This is a genomic window from Streptomyces graminilatus (genome assembly GCF_001418565.1).
GTDB classification, from domain to species: domain Bacteria; phylum Actinomycetota; class Actinomycetes; order Streptomycetales; family Streptomycetaceae; genus Streptomyces; species Streptomyces graminilatus.
This window is the reverse complement of record NZ_LIQQ01000161.1, coordinates 1-20,107: the sequence shown is the minus strand read 5'-3', so window position 1 is coordinate 20,107 and position 20,107 is coordinate 1. Positions and strand designations below refer to the sequence as shown.

General features: G+C 72.7%; 6 protein-coding genes and 1 riboswitch. Of the genes, 2 read left to right on the top strand and 4 right to left on the bottom strand.

Annotated elements, in window-relative coordinates; translation table 11 throughout:
* Both AOK08_RS15735 and AOK08_RS15730 read right to left on the bottom strand, forming a co-directional pair.
* The coding region (locus AOK08_RS15735) for a non-ribosomal peptide synthetase (RefSeq protein WP_198539279.1) at positions 1-5,169 on the bottom strand (5,169 nt) is incomplete at its 3' end.
* 188 nt (positions 5,170-5,357) lie between these two features.
* Positions 5,358-5,735: a hypothetical protein gene (locus AOK08_RS15730; protein WP_055526191.1), complete on the bottom strand. Its 378-nt coding sequence runs from the start codon at positions 5,733-5,735 to the stop codon at positions 5,358-5,360.
* Positions 5,736-5,789: 54 nt separating this feature from the next.
* Positions 5,790-5,967: riboswitch (cobalamin riboswitch) on the bottom strand.
* Positions 5,968-6,248: 281 nt separating this feature from the next.
* On the opposite strand from AOK08_RS15730, the gene AOK08_RS15725 reads away from it, so the two are divergent.
* Positions 6,249-6,590 (top strand): hypothetical protein, encoded by a 342-nt coding sequence (locus tag AOK08_RS15725; RefSeq protein WP_422125741.1) that lies wholly within the window; start codon positions 6,249-6,251, stop codon positions 6,588-6,590.
* Positions 6,591-6,789: 199 nt separating this feature from the next.
* Positions 6,790-7,161 (top strand): ArsR/SmtB family transcription factor, encoded by a 372-nt coding sequence (locus AOK08_RS15720; RefSeq protein WP_055526189.1) that lies wholly within the window; start codon positions 6,790-6,792, stop codon positions 7,159-7,161.
* A 97-nt stretch (positions 7,162-7,258) separates the two neighbouring features.
* Here the strand turns inward: AOK08_RS15720 and AOK08_RS15715 are convergent, their stop codons facing one another.
* Both AOK08_RS15715 and AOK08_RS15705 read right to left on the bottom strand, forming a co-directional pair.
* Positions 7,259-8,893 (bottom strand): alpha/beta hydrolase, encoded by a 1,635-nt coding sequence (locus AOK08_RS15715; protein WP_055526188.1) that lies wholly within the window; start codon positions 8,891-8,893, stop codon positions 7,259-7,261.
* Between the two features lie 266 nt (positions 8,894-9,159).
* Positions 9,160-19,995 carry a type I polyketide synthase gene (locus AOK08_RS15705; protein WP_055526186.1) on the bottom strand — a complete coding sequence of 3,612 codons (10,836 nt, stop codon included), beginning with the start codon at positions 19,993-19,995 and terminating at the stop codon, positions 9,160-9,162.
* Positions 19,996-20,107: the final 112 nt, after the last annotated feature.

Below are 20,107 nucleotides of genomic sequence, written 5' to 3'. Positions count from 1 at the left end.
GGCTTCCGCATCCGGGCCCGGCTCGTCCGCGACGACCACGGTGATGCCGGCGGCGCCCGGGGCGCCTTGTCCAGGTTCCCGCAGCGCTTCCGCCCGGTGGGCGTCCGCGACGACCAGGCGGATGTCCGCCTCCGTGAGCAGCGCCCGGATGCGCGCCGCGGGGTGCTCGGGGTCCAACGGCACATAGGCGGCGCCGGACTTGAGTACGGCGAGCAGGACCACAGGCAGGGTGAGGGAGCGGTCCATCAGCAGGCCCACGAAGGTGCCGGGGCGGGCGCCGAGGGCCCTCAGGCGGGCGGCGAGGTGCTCGGCCCGCTCGTCGAGTTGCCGGTAGTCGAGCGCCGTGCCGTCGAAGCGGGCGGCCGTCGCGTCCGGTGTCCGCCTCGCCCGGCGGTCGATCAGCTCGGTGAGTGTGTGCGGTGCTTCGTAGTGCCGGGCGGTGTCGTTCCACTCGGCGTGGCGACGGCGGTCCGCCGCCGGGACCAGGTAGGCCGCGAAGCAGTCCTGGCCGGGTGTGTCGGCGAGGGCCAGCAGCGCCGCCGTGTAGGAAGCGTGCACCGCGTCCATCCGTTCGGCGGTGAACCGTGCCGCGTCGTAGCGCAGGCCGAGTTCGAGCAGACTGCCGTCGGGCGTACGGGAGAACTCGGCGCCGAACGCGACGTCCGTGGCGGCCTCCCCGGTCTCCTCCAGGACGGTGAACGCCCCGCCGGACGGCCTGCCCTGCTCGACGTGGAAGTGGGTGTAGTTGAAGAAGGTCTCGAAGGGCGACGCCCCCGCGTTGCGGCGTACGACCTCGGCGAGCGGGTAGCGCCGGTGCTCGTGCACGCGCAGATCGAGGTCGGCGACGCGGCGCACGAGGTCCCGCCAGCTCTCGCCGGTGAGGGCGACGCGGAAGGGCAGCGTGTTGAGGAACGCGCCGACGACCCGGTCACCGTCGGCCTCCTCCGTACGGCCGTTGAGCACCACGCCGGTGGTGATCTCGTCGCCGCCGCCCATCAGGGCCATGACCCGGGTGTGCGCGGCGAGCAGTACGGTGCGCAGCGGCACGCCGAGTTCGGCGGCGAGCGCGGACAGCCGCTCGTGGAGCCCGGCGGGCAGCGGCGCGTGGTGCCAGGTCATCCGGGGCGGTCCGCCGACCGTGGCGCCGTACGGCAGCCGGGTGACGGGGGCGCCCTCGGTCACGCCGGTCCAGAAGTCCCGCTGGGCGGGGTCGGCGAGCGCGGCCCGCTCCAGGGCGACGAACGAGGCGAAGCGGGAGCGTGGCGCGGGGGCGGGCGGCGCTGTTTCGTCCTCGTCAGCGCGGAGGTCGGCGCAGAGGTCGACGTAGCGGGCGGCGAGTTCGGTGAGGAGGGAGCGCTCGCTCCAGCCGTCCATGACCGCATGGTGCTCGGCGATGAACAGCTGGAAGCGCGTGTCCGTGCGGCGCTGCACGTGGAAGCGGATGAGGGGTGCCTCGTCCCAGGCGAAGGGGCGGGCGCGCTCGGCCTCGTAGCGTGCGGCGACGGCCGCTTCCCGGGCGGTCTCGTCCAGTGCGCGCAGGTCCTCGAAGGTGATGCGGGGGCGGGCGTCGCGGTGGACGAGCTGGAGGGGTTCGCCGAATCCATGCGGGTCGAAGGAGGTGCGCAGCATCTCGTGCCGGGCCCCGGCCTCGGCCACCGTCCGCCGCCAGGCCTGCTCCGACCAGGGCGCCTCGACGTGGTAGGAGGCGACGTTGTGGTAGACGCGGCCGGTGCCCGCCGGGAGGTCGCTGTGGAAGAGCATCCCGGCCTGGAGCCGGGTCATCGGGTAGGCGTCCTCCAGTCCGGCGGGCAGCGCCTTCCGGTCGGTGTCGTCCAGCAGCGAGAACGGCTCGTACGACGGCGCCTCGGACGGTGTGTCCGTGTCCTGGACGGCCGCCGAGGCGAGGCCCCGGACGGTCTGGTGGCGCATCAGGTCGGCGACGGCGAAGCGCAGTCCCCGGTCGCGGGCGCGGGCGAGCACCTGGAGGGAGCGGATGGAGTCGCCGCCGAGGGCGAAGTAGTTGTCGAGCGCGCCGATCCGCTCGTGGCCGAGGACCTCCTGCCAGATCTCGGCGAGCACCGTCTCGACCGGCCCGCGCGCCGGCTCGTGGGCGTCGACGGCCCCCAGGGCGACGGCGCCCTCGGTGCCGGGGACCGGCAGGGCACGCCGGTCGGCCTTGCCGTTGGCGGTGAGAGGGAGCGCCGGCAGGGTGAGGAAGGCGCCGGGGATCATGTAGCCGGGCAGCCGGGCGGCGAGGTGTGCGCGCAGCGCGTCCACGGTGAGGGGGGACGCACCGTCCGGGGCGGTCTCCGGGGCCGGTACGACGTACGCGGTCAGGAGCGGGTTGCCGGTGGCGTCCTGGACGACGCGGGCGACGGCGGCGCCGACGCCGGCGTGGGCGGTGAGGGCCGCCTCGATCTCGCCCAGCTCGATACGGAAGCCGCGCAGTTTGACCTGGTCGTCGATGCGGCCGAGGTATTCCAGTTCACCGTCGGTGCGCAGCCGGGCGAGGTCGCCGGTCCGGTACAGCCGCTCCCCCGAGGCCGATGTGGGGAAGCGTTCGGCGGTCAGCTCGGGGCGGTTGAGGTAGCCACGGGCCAGACCGGCCCCGGCGACGTACAGCTCGCCCACCGCGCCCTGCGGTACGGCCCTGCCCCGGCTGTCGAGCAGGTGCAGCCGCAGGTCGGGGATGGGTACGCCGATGACGCTGCCGTGTCCTTCCTCGGCGTCGCGGGCGGTCAGCGGACGGTAGGTGACGTGCACGGTGGTCTCGGTGATGCCGTACATGTTGACCAGCCGGGGCGCGGTGTCGCCGTGCCGCCGGAACCAGCCGCGCAGCGCGCCGACGTCCAGCGCCTCACCGCCGAACACCACCTGCCGCAGGGCGAGTCGGCCTCGTTCGCCGGACTGTTCGTCCACGCGGTCGAGCTGGTGGAAGGCCGACGGGGTCTGGTTGAGGACGGTCACCCGCTCCTCGCGCAGCAGCCGGTGGAATTCCTCCGGGGACCGGCTGGTGGTGTACGGGACGACGACGAGCCGGCCGCCGTGCAGCAGGGCGCCCCACAGTTCCCACACGGAGAAGTCGAAGGCGATGGAGTGGAAGAGGGTCCAGACGTCGTCGGCGCCGAAGCCGAACCAGTGGTCGGTCGCGGAGAACAGCCGGGTGATGTTGCGGTGCGGGATCAGGGTGCCCTTGGGGCGTCCGGTGGAGCCGGAGGTGTAGATGGCGTAGGCGAGGTCGTCGGGGGTGACACCGCTGTCGGGGGCGGTGTCCGGCAGCCGGTCCAGTTCGGCCGCGTCGGCGATCAGGTCGACGGCGCACAGGTCCGGGGCGTCCCACAGCGGGCGGGTCGCGGTGGTGCCGACGACATGGCCGAGTCCGGCGTCGCCGACGATGTGGCGCAGCCGCTCGGGCGGGTTGTCGGGGTCGAGGGGCAGATACGCGCCGCCCGCCTTGAGGATACCCAGCAGGCCGACGACCAGTTCTGCGGAGCGGGGGACGCACAGGCCGACGAGGGTGCCGGGTCCGACGCCGAGGGTGCGCAGCCGGTGGGCGACCTGGTTGGCACGGCGGTCGAGTTCGCCGTAGCCGAGCCGGCGCTCGCCGTCGGTGACGGCGACGGCGTCGGGTGTCCGGACGGCGTGCTCGGCGAACAGTTCGTGGGCGCAGGTCGCGGGACCGGCGGCGGACGCGCCCGGTGCTGCTGACATCAGCGGCAGTTGCTCGTCGTCGAAGAGCATCGGCAGCGCGGACAGCGGGAGTTGAGGCCCGCTGACGGCGGCGTCGAGCAGTCGGAGGTAGTGCCGGACGAACCGCTCGATCGTGGTGGCCTCGTAGAGGTCGGCCCGGTACTCCAGGCGAAGGCGCACACCGCCGCCGGACAGGACGACGTCGAGGGTCAGGTCGAACTTGGCGGTGTCGGCGGGTCCTTCGAGCAGCCGGACACGGGGGCCTGGCAGCCCGGCCGTGGTCTCGTCCTCGTCGTGGAGGCCGAAGAGTACGTCGAAGAACGGGGCCCGCTCGGTGGTGCGTCCCGGGTTGAGGTGTTCGACGATCCGCTCGAAGGGCAGGTCCTGATGGTCCTGGGCGTCCGCGACGGTGTCCCGCACAGCGGTCACGTGGTCGCGGAACGAGGGGTCCTCGGCGAGGTTCGAGCGGATCACGAGGGTGTTGACGAACAGGCCTACGGTGTCCGCGAACTCCCTGCGGTTGCGGCCGGCGACGGGGGTGCCGACGAGGACGTCCTCGCTGCCGGAGTAGCGGCCGAGCACGACCTGGAGGGCGGCGAGCATCGTCATGAAGCGGGTGCTTCCGGTGTCCCGGCATACCTGGTCGAGCCGCCCGAGCAGGGCGTCCGGCAGGGGGATCTCACAGGTCGCGGCGGCGCGCGGCGCGGGTGCCTCGGGGCCGGGTGCGGCCACCGGCCGGTGGTCGGCGGGGATCGCGGAGGTGGGCAGCTCGCCGCCCAACTGCCCGGCCCAGTAGGCGAGCTGCCGCTCGGCGGCCGGACCGCGCAGCCATTCCTCCTGCCATTCGGAGAAATCGGCGTACTGGAATTCCGGCTCCTGGACGCGGACGCGCTCCCCGTTCCCTGTTCCGGCGGCGTATTCGGCGAGGAGTTCCCGGAGCAGAATTTCCGTGGACCATCCGTCACCGACGATGTGATGCATTCCCAGCGCCAGCACGGCGCCTTCCGGGTGGCGCAGCAGGGCGGCCCGGAACAGGGGGCCGGTGGTGAGGTCGAAGGGGCGCCGGTACTGGGCGTCCATCCACCGGCGCACGCTCTCGGCACCGTCACCCCCCACCGTCTGCGCCGACCAGTCGAGCTGCGCGGTGGTGTCGATGTACTGCGTCAACTCCCCGTCGTCCAGGGCGAACCGGGTGCGCAGTGCCTCGTGCCGGTCCAGCAGTCGCTGCGCGCACACCCGTATCAGGTCCACGTCCACGTCTACATCGGCGTCTGCGTCCGCGTCCGCGTCCGTATCGAATGCGCAGAAGACCGGCATGTGGTAGGTGGGCCTGTTTCCCTCCATCTCCTGGAGGAAATACATGCGCTGCTGCGCCCGCGAGGCCCGGAAAAGGGAAACGGCGGGCCCCGTGGACTCCATGGACTGATCTGCGGACGGTTCTCCCGGAACGACCGGGACGACCGGAACGTGAGTGGCCAAGACGACTCCCTCGACCGTCACGCCTTTTCTGACGCGCGGCACCAATTCACCTGCTGGGTGAATCCCACGCTAGGCGCGCGCCGCGTTTCTAATAAGTCCCGACCTGCCGGTCCCCACCTGCCGGTCCCCACCTGTCGGTCCCCGGAACACGTGACACGATTCCGGGAACCCGACAAGTCTCGTCGTACTCAGCGTCCTTTTCGGGGCGGGGTGAAGACGTAGAGGTCGAGGATGTCGGGGCGGGGGGCGACGCCGGGGCCGCCCGCCCGGACCCAGGCGGCGATGTCCTCGGTGGCGTCGGGGTCGTTGACGAGGCCGAGCCAGACCGGGCGGGCTCCGGCGGCGCGGGCGGCGGCCGAGGGCTGGACGACGATCACGTTGGCCTGGTCGCACACGTCGAGGCAGTCCGCGATGCGCACGGGCGCGGCCTCGGTCAGGCGTGCGGTCTGCTGGGCGTGATCGACTCCGGTCACCTTCGGGGTTCCGCAGCAGCAGTCCCGGCAGACAACGATGCGGCACGGCGCCGGCTGGACTTCGGAGAGTGCGGGGGTACGGAGCACGGGCATGCCTCCGGGGTCGGGGCTCGTACGCGGAGCCTGGCCTATGGACGTCCCTCCGCACGGAGTGCGGAGGTGCCAGCAGGTATTCGGACTCGGGTTCGTCCGGACGGGGCGCCTTCCCGGTCTCCCAGTGGCGTTCCGTGCCCCGCCCGTCCCCCTCACCGCTGCGCGTCAGTTCCGGATTCGCACCGGATTCCCTGGCCTCGGATGTGGCTCGACTGGCCCGATGAGGCTATCAAGCCGGTCGTACGGTCAGTTCGTGCGACCGGTCACCGGCCGTCAGGCGTCCGTACGCGGTCGAGGCTCACAACGCCTGTCATTCACCGAGCATGAGCAGTCATGGAAATAGCATCATCCGACTTTCCTGACGCTCTCTCGGTCAGTACAGGAACAACACGACCGCCGGCCGCCGCCCCTCCGTAAGGTCCGGGGCATTGACGAGGAGGCGGGACCCGAGTCTCGCGCCGACCAGAAGGAGCTGCCGGTATCAGCAACGTGGAGATTTGCCTCAAGGAGATCATGACCTCGATCGAGGGCGCCTTGGGAACCGCCCTGGTCGACTACACGAGCGGTATGGCGCTGGGCACTCTCGGGGGTGGCAAGGACCTCGACCTGAATGTCGCCGCGGCGGGCAACACGGACGTGATCCGCGCCAAGACCCGCACCATGGAACACCTCGGCCTCAAGGGCGAGATCGAGGACATCCTCATCACACTGGCAGGCCAGTACCACATCCTCCGGCCGCTCAAGAGCCGCAGCGGCAATGGCCTGTTCCTGTATCTCGTACTCGACGCGAGGAAATCCAATCTCGCGATGGCCCGCCACCAGCTCAAGAGCGTCGAAGGCCAACTCGACGTGTAGAGAACGGCGTTGTCCATGGCCTCGCACGCCCACCACTTGAAGATTTCTTCAACTGGGCACATCCGGATGAGATCAATCCCACGGGCGTGCGAGGCCGGATGTACGAGGATCGGTCCTCAGGACCGCCTGCGGTGGCACGTAAAGGGCCACCGAGCCCGGATGCGGCCAGTCGATTGCGGCAGGGAGCGAGCGATTCACCATGCAGGTCCCCCTCTACCAGGCCAAGGCCGAGTTCTTCCGGATGCTCGGCCACCCGGTACGCATCCGGGTCCTGGAGCTTCTGCAGAACGGCCCCGTCCCCGTACGCGACCTGCTCGCCGAGATCGAGATCGAACCGTCCAACCTCTCCCAGCAGTTGGCCGTACTGCGCCGGTCGGGGATCGTGGTGTCCATCCGGGAGGGCTCCACCGTCAGTTACGCCCTGGCGGGCGGTGATGTGGCCGAGTTGCTGCGCGCGGCCCGGCGGATCCTGACCGAACTGATCACCGGCCAGGGCGAGTTGCTCGCGGAGCTCCAGCAGGCGGATCCCCAGCGGGCCCTCACACCGGGCGCATCCGGCCGGCACCCCTGACTCCCCCGGGCGTGTCCCGCCGCCGACGAAAAAGCCCGGGGCGCCGGGCCTGGCAGGCCGGCGCCCCGGGGTCGGTGCGGGAATCTCAGTCCACGGATCAGTCCATGGAGCCGATGCGCTCCACGCGCTCGTCGACGCCGTTACGGAGTTCGCTGAGCGTCGTGCCGGGCAGGGCCGTCTTCGGGGTGGAGGTAGGCGGCTGGGTCTCGTCCGCGCAGGTGGTGCCCGGGGCCGGAACCTTTCGGTCCACCAGGTAGCCGATCACCGCGTCCGTGGCGCAGGCGCTGCGGCCGAACGCGGTGTGTCCCTCGGCCTCGAAGGTGAGCAGCGAGGCGTTGTCGAGGCGCCGGGACAGCGCCACCGCGTCCTGGTACGGGGTGTCCGGGTCGCCGGTGGTGCCCAGGACCAGGATCGGCGCGGAGCCCTTGGCCCGGTAGGAGCCGTCGTAGCGGCTGGGGCGCTCGCCCTGCCACTGGACGCAGGCGGTGGCGTGCTGGTGGTCGTACGTGGGCGGGCCGTACGCCATCGCCGGGCCGAGCAGCGGCGCTTCCTGCGCGAAGGACGTGACCTTGCGCTTCAGCAGTTTCAGGTCGCGCGGGTAGTCCCGGTCGACACACTCGACGGCCACGTTCGGGCCGAGGAAGTCGAAGCTGGCCGGGGACGGCGGGCGCAGCAGGAAGGAGGTGTTGTCCCGCAGTTGGGCCTTGCGCAGTGCCTCGCCGAACTCGGGCCAGATGACCTTGCCCTCGTTGATGTTGAACATCAGCCGGTACACCAGGGTGTAGCCGTTGGCCAGGCGGCCGTTCGCGGTGGTCACCGGGTTGGCGTCCAGGTCGGCCTTCAGTTTCTCGAAGGCCGCGCGCGGGTCGCCGTCGCCGAACCCGCAGGTGGCCTGGTTCGCGGCGCACCAGTCGAGGAAGCGGCCCATCGCGCCGTCCAGCGCGAGGTACTGCGGCCGGTCGTAGGCGTAGGGGTGGTTGGCGTAGTGCACCGGGTCGTACGCGCCGTCGAGGGCCAGGGCCCGTACCCGCTTCGGGAACATGGCGGCGTAGACGGTTCCGATGTACGACCCGAACGAGCGGCCGTAGTAGGTGAGTTGCTGCTCGCCGAGCGCCTCGCGCAGCAGGTCGATGTCGCGGGCGACGTACTCGGTGCCGATGTAGGGCAGCAGTTCGCCCGTGTTGTCGACGCAGGCCTGGTCGAACTCGGCGGCCTGGTGCAGCGCCGGCTCGTAGGCGTCGGGGCCGGGCACGCCCTTGGCCTCCGTGACGGCCCGGATGTAGCGCGCGTCGTCGAAGCAGGTCAGCGCCGAACTGCGGCCGACGCCACGGACGTCGTACCCGAAGACGTCGAAGTTGTCGCGCAGTGCGGCGGGCAGGTCGTCGTAGTTGTTCCGTACGAAGTCCACACCGGAGTTGCCGGGTCCGCCCGGCTGCATGAACAGCGTGCCCTTGCGCTTGGTCGGGTCCGCGGCCTTCTTGCGGACCACCGCGAGGGTGATGGTCTTGCCCTGCGGCTGGCGGTAGTCGAGCGGAACGTCGGCGTTCGCGCACTCGAAGCCGCCCTGGCAGTCGGTCCAGGCGAGCGACGGCACGGGCGGCTTCTCGGGTGTCCTCGGTGCGGCCGACGCCTGGGTCGCCGTCCCGGTCGCGGCGGCCATGAGCGCGGTCAGCGCGGCCCCGACCGCCGTGATCCGCCCGAAGCGTCTCGGTTTGCGACGTGGAGTGGTCATGGTTTCCTTCCCCCTGGTCAATGTTTCGCCAAGCGCTCACTGTGAAGCGAGGGTTCGGCTATCCGAACAGACGCAGGAGGGGCGCGCGTGGATCCACGCCGACCGGACTTTTCTTGATCGGACGGTACGCAGGGCCGATCCAACGGATCGGCGGGCCCCGGAGTTTCCGGGACCCGCCGATGTGCGGTGTTCGCCCCTGGGGGGTCGGCCCCAGTGCGTGCGTCAGATAGTGCGTCAGCTCATGCTTCAGCTCACGCATCGGCTCATCAGGCGCGCCCTGCCTGCTTCTTGAGCCAGTCGTGCAGGGTGCGCGCGGTGGTCTCCCCGTGCTGCTCGATCATGGAGTGGTGGTCGCCGGGGACGTCCGTCACGTCCAGGGGTACGGGCCACACCGTCTGCCACTCGTCGGGGACGGTGCGCGGCTTGTCAAAGTCGCCGGGGATCAGTTCGGAGGCGCGGAGCAACAGGACGGGCGTGTCGAGGGGCCGGGGCCGCCAGGGCTCGAAGAGGGAGAAGTACGAGGCCATCGCGGTGAGCCGCATACCGGTCATGCGCCCGAACTCGGCCTCCCGTTCGAGGGAACGCTCCTCCATGACGTGGACGATGTAGTCGGTCTGCGGGGTGCCGGCCAGATAGGTGTCCAGCATGACCACGCCGGTGGCGGGGGTGCCGAGTTCCTCCAGGCGGGTGGCGACCGCGTAGGCGAGTGATCCTCCGGAGGACCGGCCGGCCAGGGCGAACGGGGCGCCGTCCAGGTCCCGGAGGATCGTCCGGGCCGCGTGCTCGACGAGGGCCTCGACGCTGCCCGCCACGAGTTCGTCGGCGGTGAATCCCGGCATCATCAGCGAGTAGGTGCTGCGCAGGCCGCGCAACTCCCGGGCGAGGCTGACGAACTCCTGGTCGCTGGCCCACACCGAGGTGGACGGCAGGCCGACGAGGGCCGGCGCCTGGTCCCCCTCGCCGAGTTTGACCAGTCCCGGGGCACGGCTGACCTGGTCGGCCGAGGTGAACGACGGGCGCAGGCCCGCCGAGTTCATCAGGACCTTGCCCGCCTGATCGTAGCGGCCGATGGTGAGGGCGTGCCGGTAGAGGGCCTCGACGGCGCCCGCGACGGCGGTGGCCGGGTCGGCCGGGGTCTCGGCGCGCGAGGGCTCGTCGGCCGGTGCGGCGAACTGCCGGTCGAGGGCCGTGACCAGGGCCGTGGGCGTCGGGTGGTCGAAGACCAGGGTGGGCTGGAGCCGCAGTCCGGTCGCGGCGGCGAGCCGGTTGCGGAGTTCGACGGAGGTGAGGGAGTCGAATCCCAGCTCGCCGAAGGCCCGGTCGGCGTCGATGCCGTCGGGGCCGCTGTGTCCCAGCACCCGGGCGGCCTCGGCGCGTACGAGGTCCAGCAGCGCCGCCGCGCGTGCGGCGGGGTCGAGACCGGCGAGTCCCGCCGCCCGCTCACGGTCACCGCGGTGGCCGGTGTCGCGGACGGAGGTCCTGCGGGGGGTGGTGGCGCGGACGAGGCCGCGCAGGACTGCGGGAATCCGTTCGGCGGGCATCGCCTCGGCCGCCTTGAGGGCGAGCCGGAGCGGTACGAGCAGCGGCTCGCCGGGTTCCGCCATGGCCCGGTCGAGGGCATCGAGGCCGATCTCGGCGGTGAAGGGCAGCAGTCCGCTGCCGCCGAGCCGGACGCGGGCGGACGCGTCGAGTGCGTCGGCCATGCCGCCGGTGCCCTGCCAGGGTCCCCAGGCGAGGGCGAGTCCGGGCAGTCCGGCGGCCCGGCGGTGCTGGGCCAGGGCGTCGAGGAAGGCGTTGGCCGCCGCGTAGTTGGCCTGGCCCGGGCTGCCCAGCACTCCGGCGGCGGAGGAGAACAGCACGAACGCGGTCAGTTCGTGTCCGGCGGTGGCGTCGTGCAGGTTCCAGGCCGCGTCGGCCTTGGGGCGCAGGACGCTGTCGAGCCGGGCGGGTGTCAGGTCGGTGACGAGTCCGTCGTCCACGACTCCGGCGAGATGGACGACCCCGGTGAGGGGGTGTTCGGCGGGGATTCCGGCGAGCAGCCCGTCGAGCGCCTCGCGGTCGGCGATGTCGCAGGCGGCGAACGTGACCCGGGCGCCGGCGTCGATGAGTTCGGCGGTCAGGGTGTCGGCGCCGGGCGCGGCCGGTCCGCGCCTTCCTGCCAGCAGCAGGTGCCGTACGCCGTGCCGGGTCACGAGGTGCCGGGCCACGAGGGCGCCGAGGGCGCCGGTCGCACCGGTGACCAGGACGGTGCCGTCCGCGTCGAAGCGCGTCGGCAGCCCGTCCGGGAGGATGGCCGGCTCTGCGGGCAGCCGGGTCAGGCGGGGCAGGTGGACGGTGCCGGAGCGCAGGGCGAGTTGCGGTTCGCCGGTCGCGAGCGCGCCCGGCAGTGCGGCGAGCGAGATGTCGTCCTCGTCGAGGTCGGCCAGGACGATCCGGCCCGGGTGCTCGGCCTGGGCCGCTCGGGCCAGGCCCCACACGGCGGCGGCGGACGGCCGTGGACCGCTGTCGTCCGGACCGCTGTCGTCCGGACCGACGGTGACCGCGCCGTGGGTGACGAGTACCAGACGGACGCCGGTGAGCCGGTCGTCGGCGAGCCAGGGCCCCAGGGTGTCGAGCGCCTGCCGGGTCGCCGCGCGGGCCTCGGTGGCCGCGTTGTCGTTCTCCGGCGCGTCGCAGAAGACGACGACGGCGGCGGGGGCCGGCGCGCCGCCGGCGAGCGACTCGGTGAGGGACTGGCGGTCGAGGTAGGGGACGACGTCCAGGCCGGTGGCGGCGGCCAGCCGGGGCCGCAGTTCCCTCGGGTCCAGGCCGAGCATGCCCCACGCCCGGGTGTCCTGGCCGGAGACGGTGGCGGGCGTCGCCGTAGGCCATTGCAGCCGGTACAGCGGCTCGTTCCCGGGCTGGGCGGCGCGCTCCGGGACGGCCGAGGGGGTGCGCAGGGTCAGGGAGTCGACGGTCAGGACGGGCCGGCCGTCCGGGGTGGCCAGATGGACGCGGACCGCGCCGTCCCCGGTGGGCGAGAGCCGTACGTACAGTTCGTCCGCGCCGGTGGCGTACAGCCGTACGCCGGACCAGGCGAAGGGCAGTCCGGCTGGCACCGGAGTTCCGTCGGGGCCGTCCGCGCCGAGGATGCCGAGGGCCAGCGGCTGGAGTGCCGCGTCGAGCAGGGCCGGGTGGACGGCGTATCCGTCGGCGGTGTCCGTGCCGTCGTCGGGGTCCGTGTCCGCGCCCGTGGCCGCGTCGTCGGGCAGGACCACCCGGGCGTGGAGTGCGCCCGCCGTCTGCCAGAGATCGGTGAGGCCGTGGAACGCCGGCCCGTATGCGAGACCGGCTTCAGCCGTCCTGTCGTAGAAGTCGTCCAGCGGTATCCGGTGGGCGTCGGCCGGCGGGTGTGCGCCGGTGTCCGTGCCCGTGTCCGGTGCGGCCGTCGGGTCGTCCTGGGCGAGGAGGCCGGTGGCGTGGCGGGTCCACGGCAGGTCGGGGGTGTCCTCGGACCTGGCGTGGACGGTGAAGGGCCGTCGGCCCTCGTCGTCGGCGGCCTCGATCGTCAACTGGAGGGCGATTCCGGCGCGTTCGTCCGACGACAGGGGCAGGGGCGCGTGGATGACGAGTTCGTCGAGCCGGTCGCAGCCCACGTGTTCACCGGCGTGCAGGGCCAGTTCGACGAAGGCCGTGCCGGGCAGCAGCGGCGTCCCGGCCAGCGCGTGGCCGGCCAGCCAGGGGTGACCGGCGAGATCGAGGCGGCCGGTGAGCAGCGTTCCGCCGGACGCGGGCAGCGCGGTGACCGCGCCGAGCATCGGGTGTTCGGCGGCGGCCAGCCCGACGGCCGAGACGTCCCGGCCCGCTCCGGCGCCGGCGCTCAGGACGCGCAGCCAGAACCGGCGGTGCTGGAAGGCGTACGTCGGCAGCGGGACCGTACGGGCTCCGGTGCCGCCGAAGTACGCGTCCCAGTCGACCGGGGTGCCCTCGACGGCGAGCCGTGCGACCGCGCCCACCAGGGCGTCGGCCTCCCCCCGGTCAGCGCCGCGCAGGGCGGCCAGGCAGGTCACGGCGGCCTGGGTGTGGTCGGCGGCGGTCTCCTCGGCCATGGCGGTCAGGGCGCCTCCGGGGCCCGCCTCCAGGAAGGTGCGCACTCCCCGGTCGAGCAGGGTGCGCAGACCGTCGACGAACCGCACGGTGTCGCGGACATGCCTGACCCAGTAGCCGGGGGCGCACAGTTCGGCGGCGGAGGCGGCGGCTCCGGTGATGTTGGAGATGACGGTCAGCCGGGGCTCGTGGAAGGTGACCCGCGCCAGTTCGGCGGCGAAGTCCGCGAGCATGGGCTCCATGAGCGAGGAGTGGAAGGCGTGGCTGACCGCGAGTGTCTTGGTCCGGTAGCCGCGCCCGACGAACTCGGCCGCCGCCTCCAGGATCGCGTCCTGCGGGCCGGAGACGACCACCGAGGAGGGCCCGTTGACAGCGGCGATGCCGACGCTGCTGTCCGAGTGGGAGGCCAGTACCCCGACCACCTCGGTCTCGGCTGCCTGAACGGCGAGCATGCCTCCGCCGGGCGGCAGAGCCTGCATCAGCCGGGCGCGCGCCGCGACGACGCGGCAGGCGTCGGCGAGTGACCAGACTCCCGCTATGTGGGCGGCGGCGAGTTCGCCGACGGAGTGGCCGATCAGCACGTCGGGACGGATGCCCCAGCTCTCCAGCAGCCGGTACAGGGCCACTTCCACGGCGAAGAGGGCGGGCTGGGTGTACTCGGTCCGGTCCAGTTCGCCGGGCCGCCCGGGTGCGGTGTCGGGGTCGGTGGTGAGGACGACGTCGCGCAGCGGTCGGGGCAGCAGCCCGTCGAACTCCGCGCAGATCGCGTCGAAGGCGGCGGCGAAGACGGGGTGACGTTCGTACAACTCGCTGCCCATGCCGACCCGTTGGGAGCCCTGGCCGGGGAAGACCATGGCGAGCGGGCTCTCCCGCACGACACCCCGGAGCACCTCGGCGGTGGTGGCCGGTGCGTCGGCGGCGAGCGATTCCAGTCCCGCTACGAGGGAGGGGAGGTCGTCGGCGGCGACGGCCGCGCGGTGGGTGAGAGCGCTGCGCGTGGTGGCGAGCGAGTGGGCGACATCCAGTGCGGTGACGCCGGGGCGGGCCCGCAGATCTGTGAGGAGGCGGGCGGCCTGGTCGCGCAGAGCGGCCTCGGTGTGGCCGGACACCAGCCACGGCACGATTCCGGCGGGGCTCGGCGCTTCGGGCACGGTTTCCAGCCCTGCCTCGGACTGAAGGTCGTCTCCGGGCTCGGGTGTCTGCTCGGGTGCCTGTTCGAGGACGAGGTGGGCGTTGGTGCCGCTGATGCCGAAGGACGACACGGCGGCGCGGCGGGGGCGCCCGGTCTCCGGCCACGCACGCTGTTCCGTCAGCAGCCGTACCGTACCGGCGGACCAGTCCACCTGGCGCGTCGGCTCGTCCACGTGCAGCGTGCGCGGCAGTACGCCCTCGCGCAGCGCCAGCACCGTCTTGATGACTCCGGCGACACCGGCGGCGTACTGGGTGTGGCCGATGTTGGACTTGACGGAGCCGAGCCACAGGGGCCGGTCCTCGGGGCGGTCCTTGCCGTACGTGGCCAGCAGGGCCTGGGCCTCGATCGGGTCGCCGAGCCGGGTTCCCGTGCCGTGTGCCTCGACGACGTCGACGTCCGTGGCGGCAAGGCCGGCGTTGGCCAACGCGGCGCGGATCACGCGCTGTTGGGACGGACCATTCGGCGCGGTCAGTCCGTTGGACGCGCCGTCCTGGTTCACGGCGGAGCCGCGCAGTACCGCCAGCACGGGGTGGCCGTTGCGGCGGGCGTCGGACAGCCGCTCCACGACCAGCATGCCCACGCCCTCGCCCCAGCCGGTGCCGTCGGCCGCGTCCGAGAACGCCTTGCACCGGCCGTCGGAGGACAGTCCGCCCTGGTTGGCGAACTCGGCGAAGGCGCCGGGCGTCGCCATGACGGTCACGCCACCGGCGAGTGCGAGGTCGCACTCCCCCGCCTTCAGCGCCTGCCCGGCCAGATGCAGGGCGACCAGCGACGACGAGCACGCCGTGTCCACCGTCACCGCCGGACCCTCAAGGCCCAGTACGTACGACACCCGGCCGGACATGACGCTGCCGGAGGAGCTGGTCAGGGCGTAACCACCGGCCAGGGACGGGGAGTTCATCAGCAGGGCGCCGTACTCCTGCGGGGTGCCGCCGACGAACACGCCGGTGCGGCTGCCGCGCAGGGACAGCGGGTCGATGCCGGTCCGCTCGATCGCCTCCCAGGACGCTTCGAGCAGCAGTCGCTGCTGCGGGTCCATGGAGAGCGCCTCGCGGGGCGAGATGCCGAAGAAGTCGGCGTCGAAGTCGCCCGCGTCGTAGAGGAAGGCGCCCTGTCCGGAGAGGGTGGTCTGCCGTCCGGGATCGTAGAGGGCCAGGGCTTCCCAGCCCCGGTCCACGGGGAAGTCGGACATCTCGTCGCGGCCCTCGGTGACGAGCCGCCACAGGTCCTCCGGGCCGGTGACCCCGCCCGGGTAGCGGCACGCCATGCCGACGACGGCCAGCGGGTCGTCGTCCACGGGCAGATGGACGGGCGGCTGCACGGGGCTCGCCGCTTCCGCGCCGCCCAGCAGCTCCTGGAGCAGGAGACCGGCGAGAGCGGTCGGGGTGGGATGGTCGAAGACGAGGGTGGCGGGCAGCCGCAGTCCGGTCGCCGCGCCCAGACGGTTGCGCAGCTCGGTCGCCGTCAGCGAGTCGAACCCGAGGTCCTTGAACGGCCGCCCGGCCGCGATGTCGGCCGCGTCGGCGTGACCCAGCACCGCTGCCGCGCGGGTACGCACCAGGTCCAGCAGTACGGCGCGCCGCTCCGGCCCGGCGAGTCCGGTGAGCCGCTCGCGCAGCCGCCCGGCGGCGGTGTCGTCGTCGCCGGAGGATGCCTGGTCGCCGTCGGACTCGCCGCGCAGCGCGCGTGCCGCCTCGGGGATCTCCTCGATCAGCGGGCGGCGCCGGGACAGGGCGTAGACGGGGGCGAACCGCGCCCAGTCCATGTCGCTGACGGTCAGCGTGGTCTCGCCCTGCTCGACGGCCTCCCGCATCACCTCGATGGCCGACTCGGGCCGCATCTGCCGTACGCCCATGCGGTCCAGTTGGTCGGCGAGCGCCTCGAAGCCTTCGAGCATGCCGCCGTCGGCCCAGCCGCCCCACGCGAGTGAGGTCGCCGTCAGTCCTCGGGCGCGCCGCTCGTACGCGAGGCCGTCGAGGTACGCGTTGGCGGCGGCGTAGGTCGCGTTGCCCGCGCTGCCCCAGACGGCGGCGCCCGACGAGAAGAGCACGAACGCGTCGAGGGCGAGCCCGGCGGTGAGTTCGTCCAGGTTGCGGGCGCCCTCCGTCTTGGCGGCCATGCCGTCCGTCAGTTCCTGCGGCTCGACGGCGAGGGCCGGGCCGTAACTCGTGGAGCTGGCGGCGTGGATGACGGCGGTCAGCGGCCACGCCTGCGGTATGTCGTTCGCCAGTACGGCCGCGAGGGCGTCCCGGTCGGCGACGTCGCAGGCCGCGAACGTCACCTCGGCGCCGAGCGCGCGCAGTTCCTGGCCGAGTGCGTCGGCGCCGGGCGCGGTGGCGCCCCGGCGGCTGACCAGCAGCAGGTGCTCGGCGCCCTCGGCGGCCAGCCAGCGGGCCAGGTGGGCGGCGATGCCGCCGGTGCCGCCCGTGATCAGTACGGTGCCGCGGGGCTTCCACGGCTGGGCCGGCCCGCGGTCGGCGAGCGGGGCTCGCACCAGTCGCCGCGCGTAGGCGGCGGGGCCACGGATCGCCAACTGGTCCTCGCCCGGCGCGGCGCCCGCGAGCAGGGCGGGCAGCAGGGCGGCGGCGCTGTCGCTCCACTCGCGCGGCAGGTCGACGAGCCCGCCCCACCAGTCGGGGTGCTCCAGGCCGAGCACCTGGCCGAGCCCCCACAGCCGGGTCGCCTCGGCGCGTACGGCGTCACTGGTGGCCACGGCGGCGGCGCCCCGGGTCAGCCACCACAGCGGCGCGTTCACCTCGGCGTCGCGCAGGGCGCGGGCCAGGGCGAGGGCGTCACCGGCCGACTCCAGGAGGGAGACGACGCCGGTGTACGTACCGGCGTGGTCCGCGAGATCCGTGCCGAGGGTCGCGTCCGTGGAGATGGTCAGGTCGGCGCCCGCCGCGCGCAGTGCTTCCGCGATCTCTCCGCCGTCGGTGCCGTGCGGGACGGCGAGCAGCCAGCGTCCCGACAGCGGCGCTCCCTCGGCGGCGCGGGCGGCGGGGTTGATACGCCGCCAGGCCACGCGGTAGCGCCAGTCGTCGACCGGTCGGCCGGCCTGGGCGCGTGTTGCGGCGCCGGTCGGCACCTCCATCCAGTAGCGGCGGTGCTGGAAGGCGTAGGTGGGCAGGTCGACCGGCTTGGCGCCGCTGCCCGCGAACCAGTCCCGCCATGCGACGCCCGCGCCGTGCACGTAGGCCTCACCCAGCGACAGCAGCAGCCGCTCGGCACCGCCCTCACCTCGGCGGAGCGTTCCGGTGACGGCTACCTCCCGGTCGGCCGATTCGGCCGTGTCCTGTACGGCGGCCGTGAGTACAGGGTGGGGGCTCGCCTCGACGAAGACGTCGTGCCCCTGTTCCAGGAGCAGCCGTGTCACCCGCTCGAACTCCACGGGCTGCCGCAGATTCCGGAACCAGTACTCGCCGTCCAGGTTCTTCGTGTCGAGGCGTTCTCCGGTCACCGCCGAGTAGAAGGCCACCTGCGAGGACAGCGGAGTCACGTCGGCCAGCCGTTCGGCCAACTCGGCGCGCAGGCCCTCCACTTGGAAGGAGTGGGAGGCGTAGTCCACGGCGATGCGCCGGGCCCGTACACCTTCCTCCTCCGCCCAGGCCAGCAGTTCGTCCAGGGCGTCGGTCTCGCCCGCGACGACGACGGAGGCGGGGCCGTTGACCGCCGCCAGATCGATCCGGCCGTCCCAACGGGCCAGTTCCTGGCGGACGTTGTCGGCGGGCAGTTGCACGGAGACCATTCCGCCCTGGCCGGACAGAGCGAGGATCGCCCGCGAGCGCAGGGCGACCACGCGGGCACCGTCTTCGAGGGACAGCCCGCCCGCCACGACGGCGGCGGCGATCTCACCCTGCGAGTGACCGACGACGGCGGCCGGTTCGACGCCGTACGAGCGCCACACCGCCGCCAGCGACACCATCACGGCCCACAGCACGGGCTGGACGACGTCCACCCGGGCCAACTGGGCCTCATCGCCCAGCACTTCGGTGAGCGACCAGTCCACGAACCCCGACAGCGCCTGCTCGCACTCCGCCATCCGGGCGGCGAACACCGGTGAGGAAGCGAGCAGTTCCACCGCCATGCCCACCCACTGCGACCCCTGCCCCGGGAACACGAACACCGTCTTGGCCTTGGTGCCCGCTCCGGTGACCAGGCCCGGCGTCTCCGCGTCCTCGGCGAGGGCGTTCAGCCGGTTCAGGAAGCCGTCGCGGTCGTCGGCGACGAGTACCGCCCGGTGTTCGAGGGCGGCGCGGGTGGTGGCGAGGGAGTGTCCGACGTCGGTGGTGGTGAGGTCGGGGTGCTCGGTCAGGTGGTCGTGCAGACGGCGGGCCTGATCACGAAGCGCCGCCCCGGTGGCGGCGGACACCGTCCACGGCACGGGACCCGACAAGGGCGCGGACGCAACCGCCTGTACGGCCTCCCCGAACTCCTCGGCCTCTTCCAGCTCTTCGGCCTGTTCGAGGATCACGTGCACGTTCGTCCCGCTGATCCCGAACGACGACACACCCGCACGGCGGGGCCGTCCGGTCTCCGGCCACGCCCGCTCCTCCGTCAGCAACTCCACAGCGCCGGACGACCAGTCGACCTCGGTCGAAGGCTCACCCACGTGCAAGGTCCGGGGCAACACCCCCGCCCGCAGTGCCATCACCGTCTTCACCACACCGGCCACACCGGACACCGCCTGCGTATGACCGATGTTCGACTTCAACGACCCGACAAACAAAGGCCGTTCACGCTCACCACCGGCGAACACACCCAACAACGCCTGCGCCTCGATCGGGTCACCCAGCCGGGTCCCCGTACCGTGCGCCTCCACCGCGTCCACATCCGACGCCGACAACCCCCCACTCGCCAACGCCTGCCGAATCACCCGCTGCTGCGCGGGACCACTCGGCGCGGCCAAACCGTTCGACGCACCGTCCTGATTCGCCGCCGAACCCCGCACGACAGCCAGCACCCGGTGACCGTTCCGCCGGGCGTCCGACAACCGTTCCAGCAGGACGACAGCGGCGCCCTCGCCCCAGCCGATGCCGTCGGCGTCGTCCGAGAACGCCTTGCAGCGGCCGTCCACCGCCAGCCCTCGCTGCCGGGCGAAGACGACGAAGCCGGCCGGAGTCGCGAGGATGCCCGAGCCGCCCGCCAGCGCCAGGGAGCAGTCGCCCTGCCGCAGTGACTGGGCCGCGAGGTGCAGCGAGACGAGCGAGGAGGAGCATGCGGTGTCGACGGTGACGGCGGGGCCCTGGAGCCCGAGGGCGTACGAGATGCGGCCGGACATGACGCTGCCCGTGCCGCCGGTCAGCGCGTACCCCTGGTCCTCGGCGGAGTCCAGGAGCATGGCGCCGTAGCCGGTGGGCAGACCGCCGATGAAAACGCCGGTGCGGCTGCCGCGCAGCGACAGCGGGTCGATGCGGGCGCGTTCCACCGCCTCCCAGGACGTTTCCAGCAGCAGCCGCTGCTGCGGGTCCATGGCCAGCGCCTCGCGCGGCGAGATACCGAAGAGCGCGGGGTCGAAGTCCCCGGCCTCGTAGACGAACGCGCCTTCCTGGGTGTACGTCGTGCCGGGCTTGTCCGGGTCGGGGTCGTAGAGGGCGTCGAGGTCCCAGCCACGGTCGGTGGGCAGACCGCCGACGGCGTCCACGCCGTCCGCGACGAGCTGCCACAGCCGGTCCGGCGAGTCGGCGCCACCGGGCAGCCGGCATGCCATCCCGATGATCGCGAGCGGCTCGCGGCGCTTGTCCTCGGACTCGCGGAGCCGCTCTCGCGTCTGCTGCAGTTCCGTGGTGACCCGCCGCAGATAGGTACGGAGCTTGTCCTCGGTCATGTCGACTCCAGTTCGGTGTGGTGGGACCTGACTACCGGTCAGGAGACGCCCAGGTCGCGGTCGATGAGGTCGAAGATCTCGTCGTCGGTGGCGGAGTCCAGCGAGTCCGGCG

Bases quoted from the DNA above. Each gene is read 5' to 3' on its own strand.
- AOK08_RS15730 (WP_055526191.1), bottom strand. From the start codon at position 5,735: ATGCCCGTGCTCCGTACCCCCGCACTCTCCGAAGTCCAGCCGGCGCCG.
- AOK08_RS15725 (WP_422125741.1), top strand. From the start codon at position 6,249: ATGACCTCGATCGAGGGCGCCTTGGGAACCGCCCTGGTCGACTACACG.
- AOK08_RS15720 (WP_055526189.1), top strand. From the start codon at position 6,790: ATGCAGGTCCCCCTCTACCAGGCCAAGGCCGAGTTCTTCCGGATGCTC.
- AOK08_RS15715 (WP_055526188.1), bottom strand. From the start codon at position 8,893: ATGACCACTCCACGTCGCAAACCGAGACGCTTCGGGCGGATCACGGCG.
- AOK08_RS15705 (WP_055526186.1), bottom strand. From the start codon at position 19,995: ATGACCGAGGACAAGCTCCGTACCTATCTGCGGCGGGTCACCACGGAA.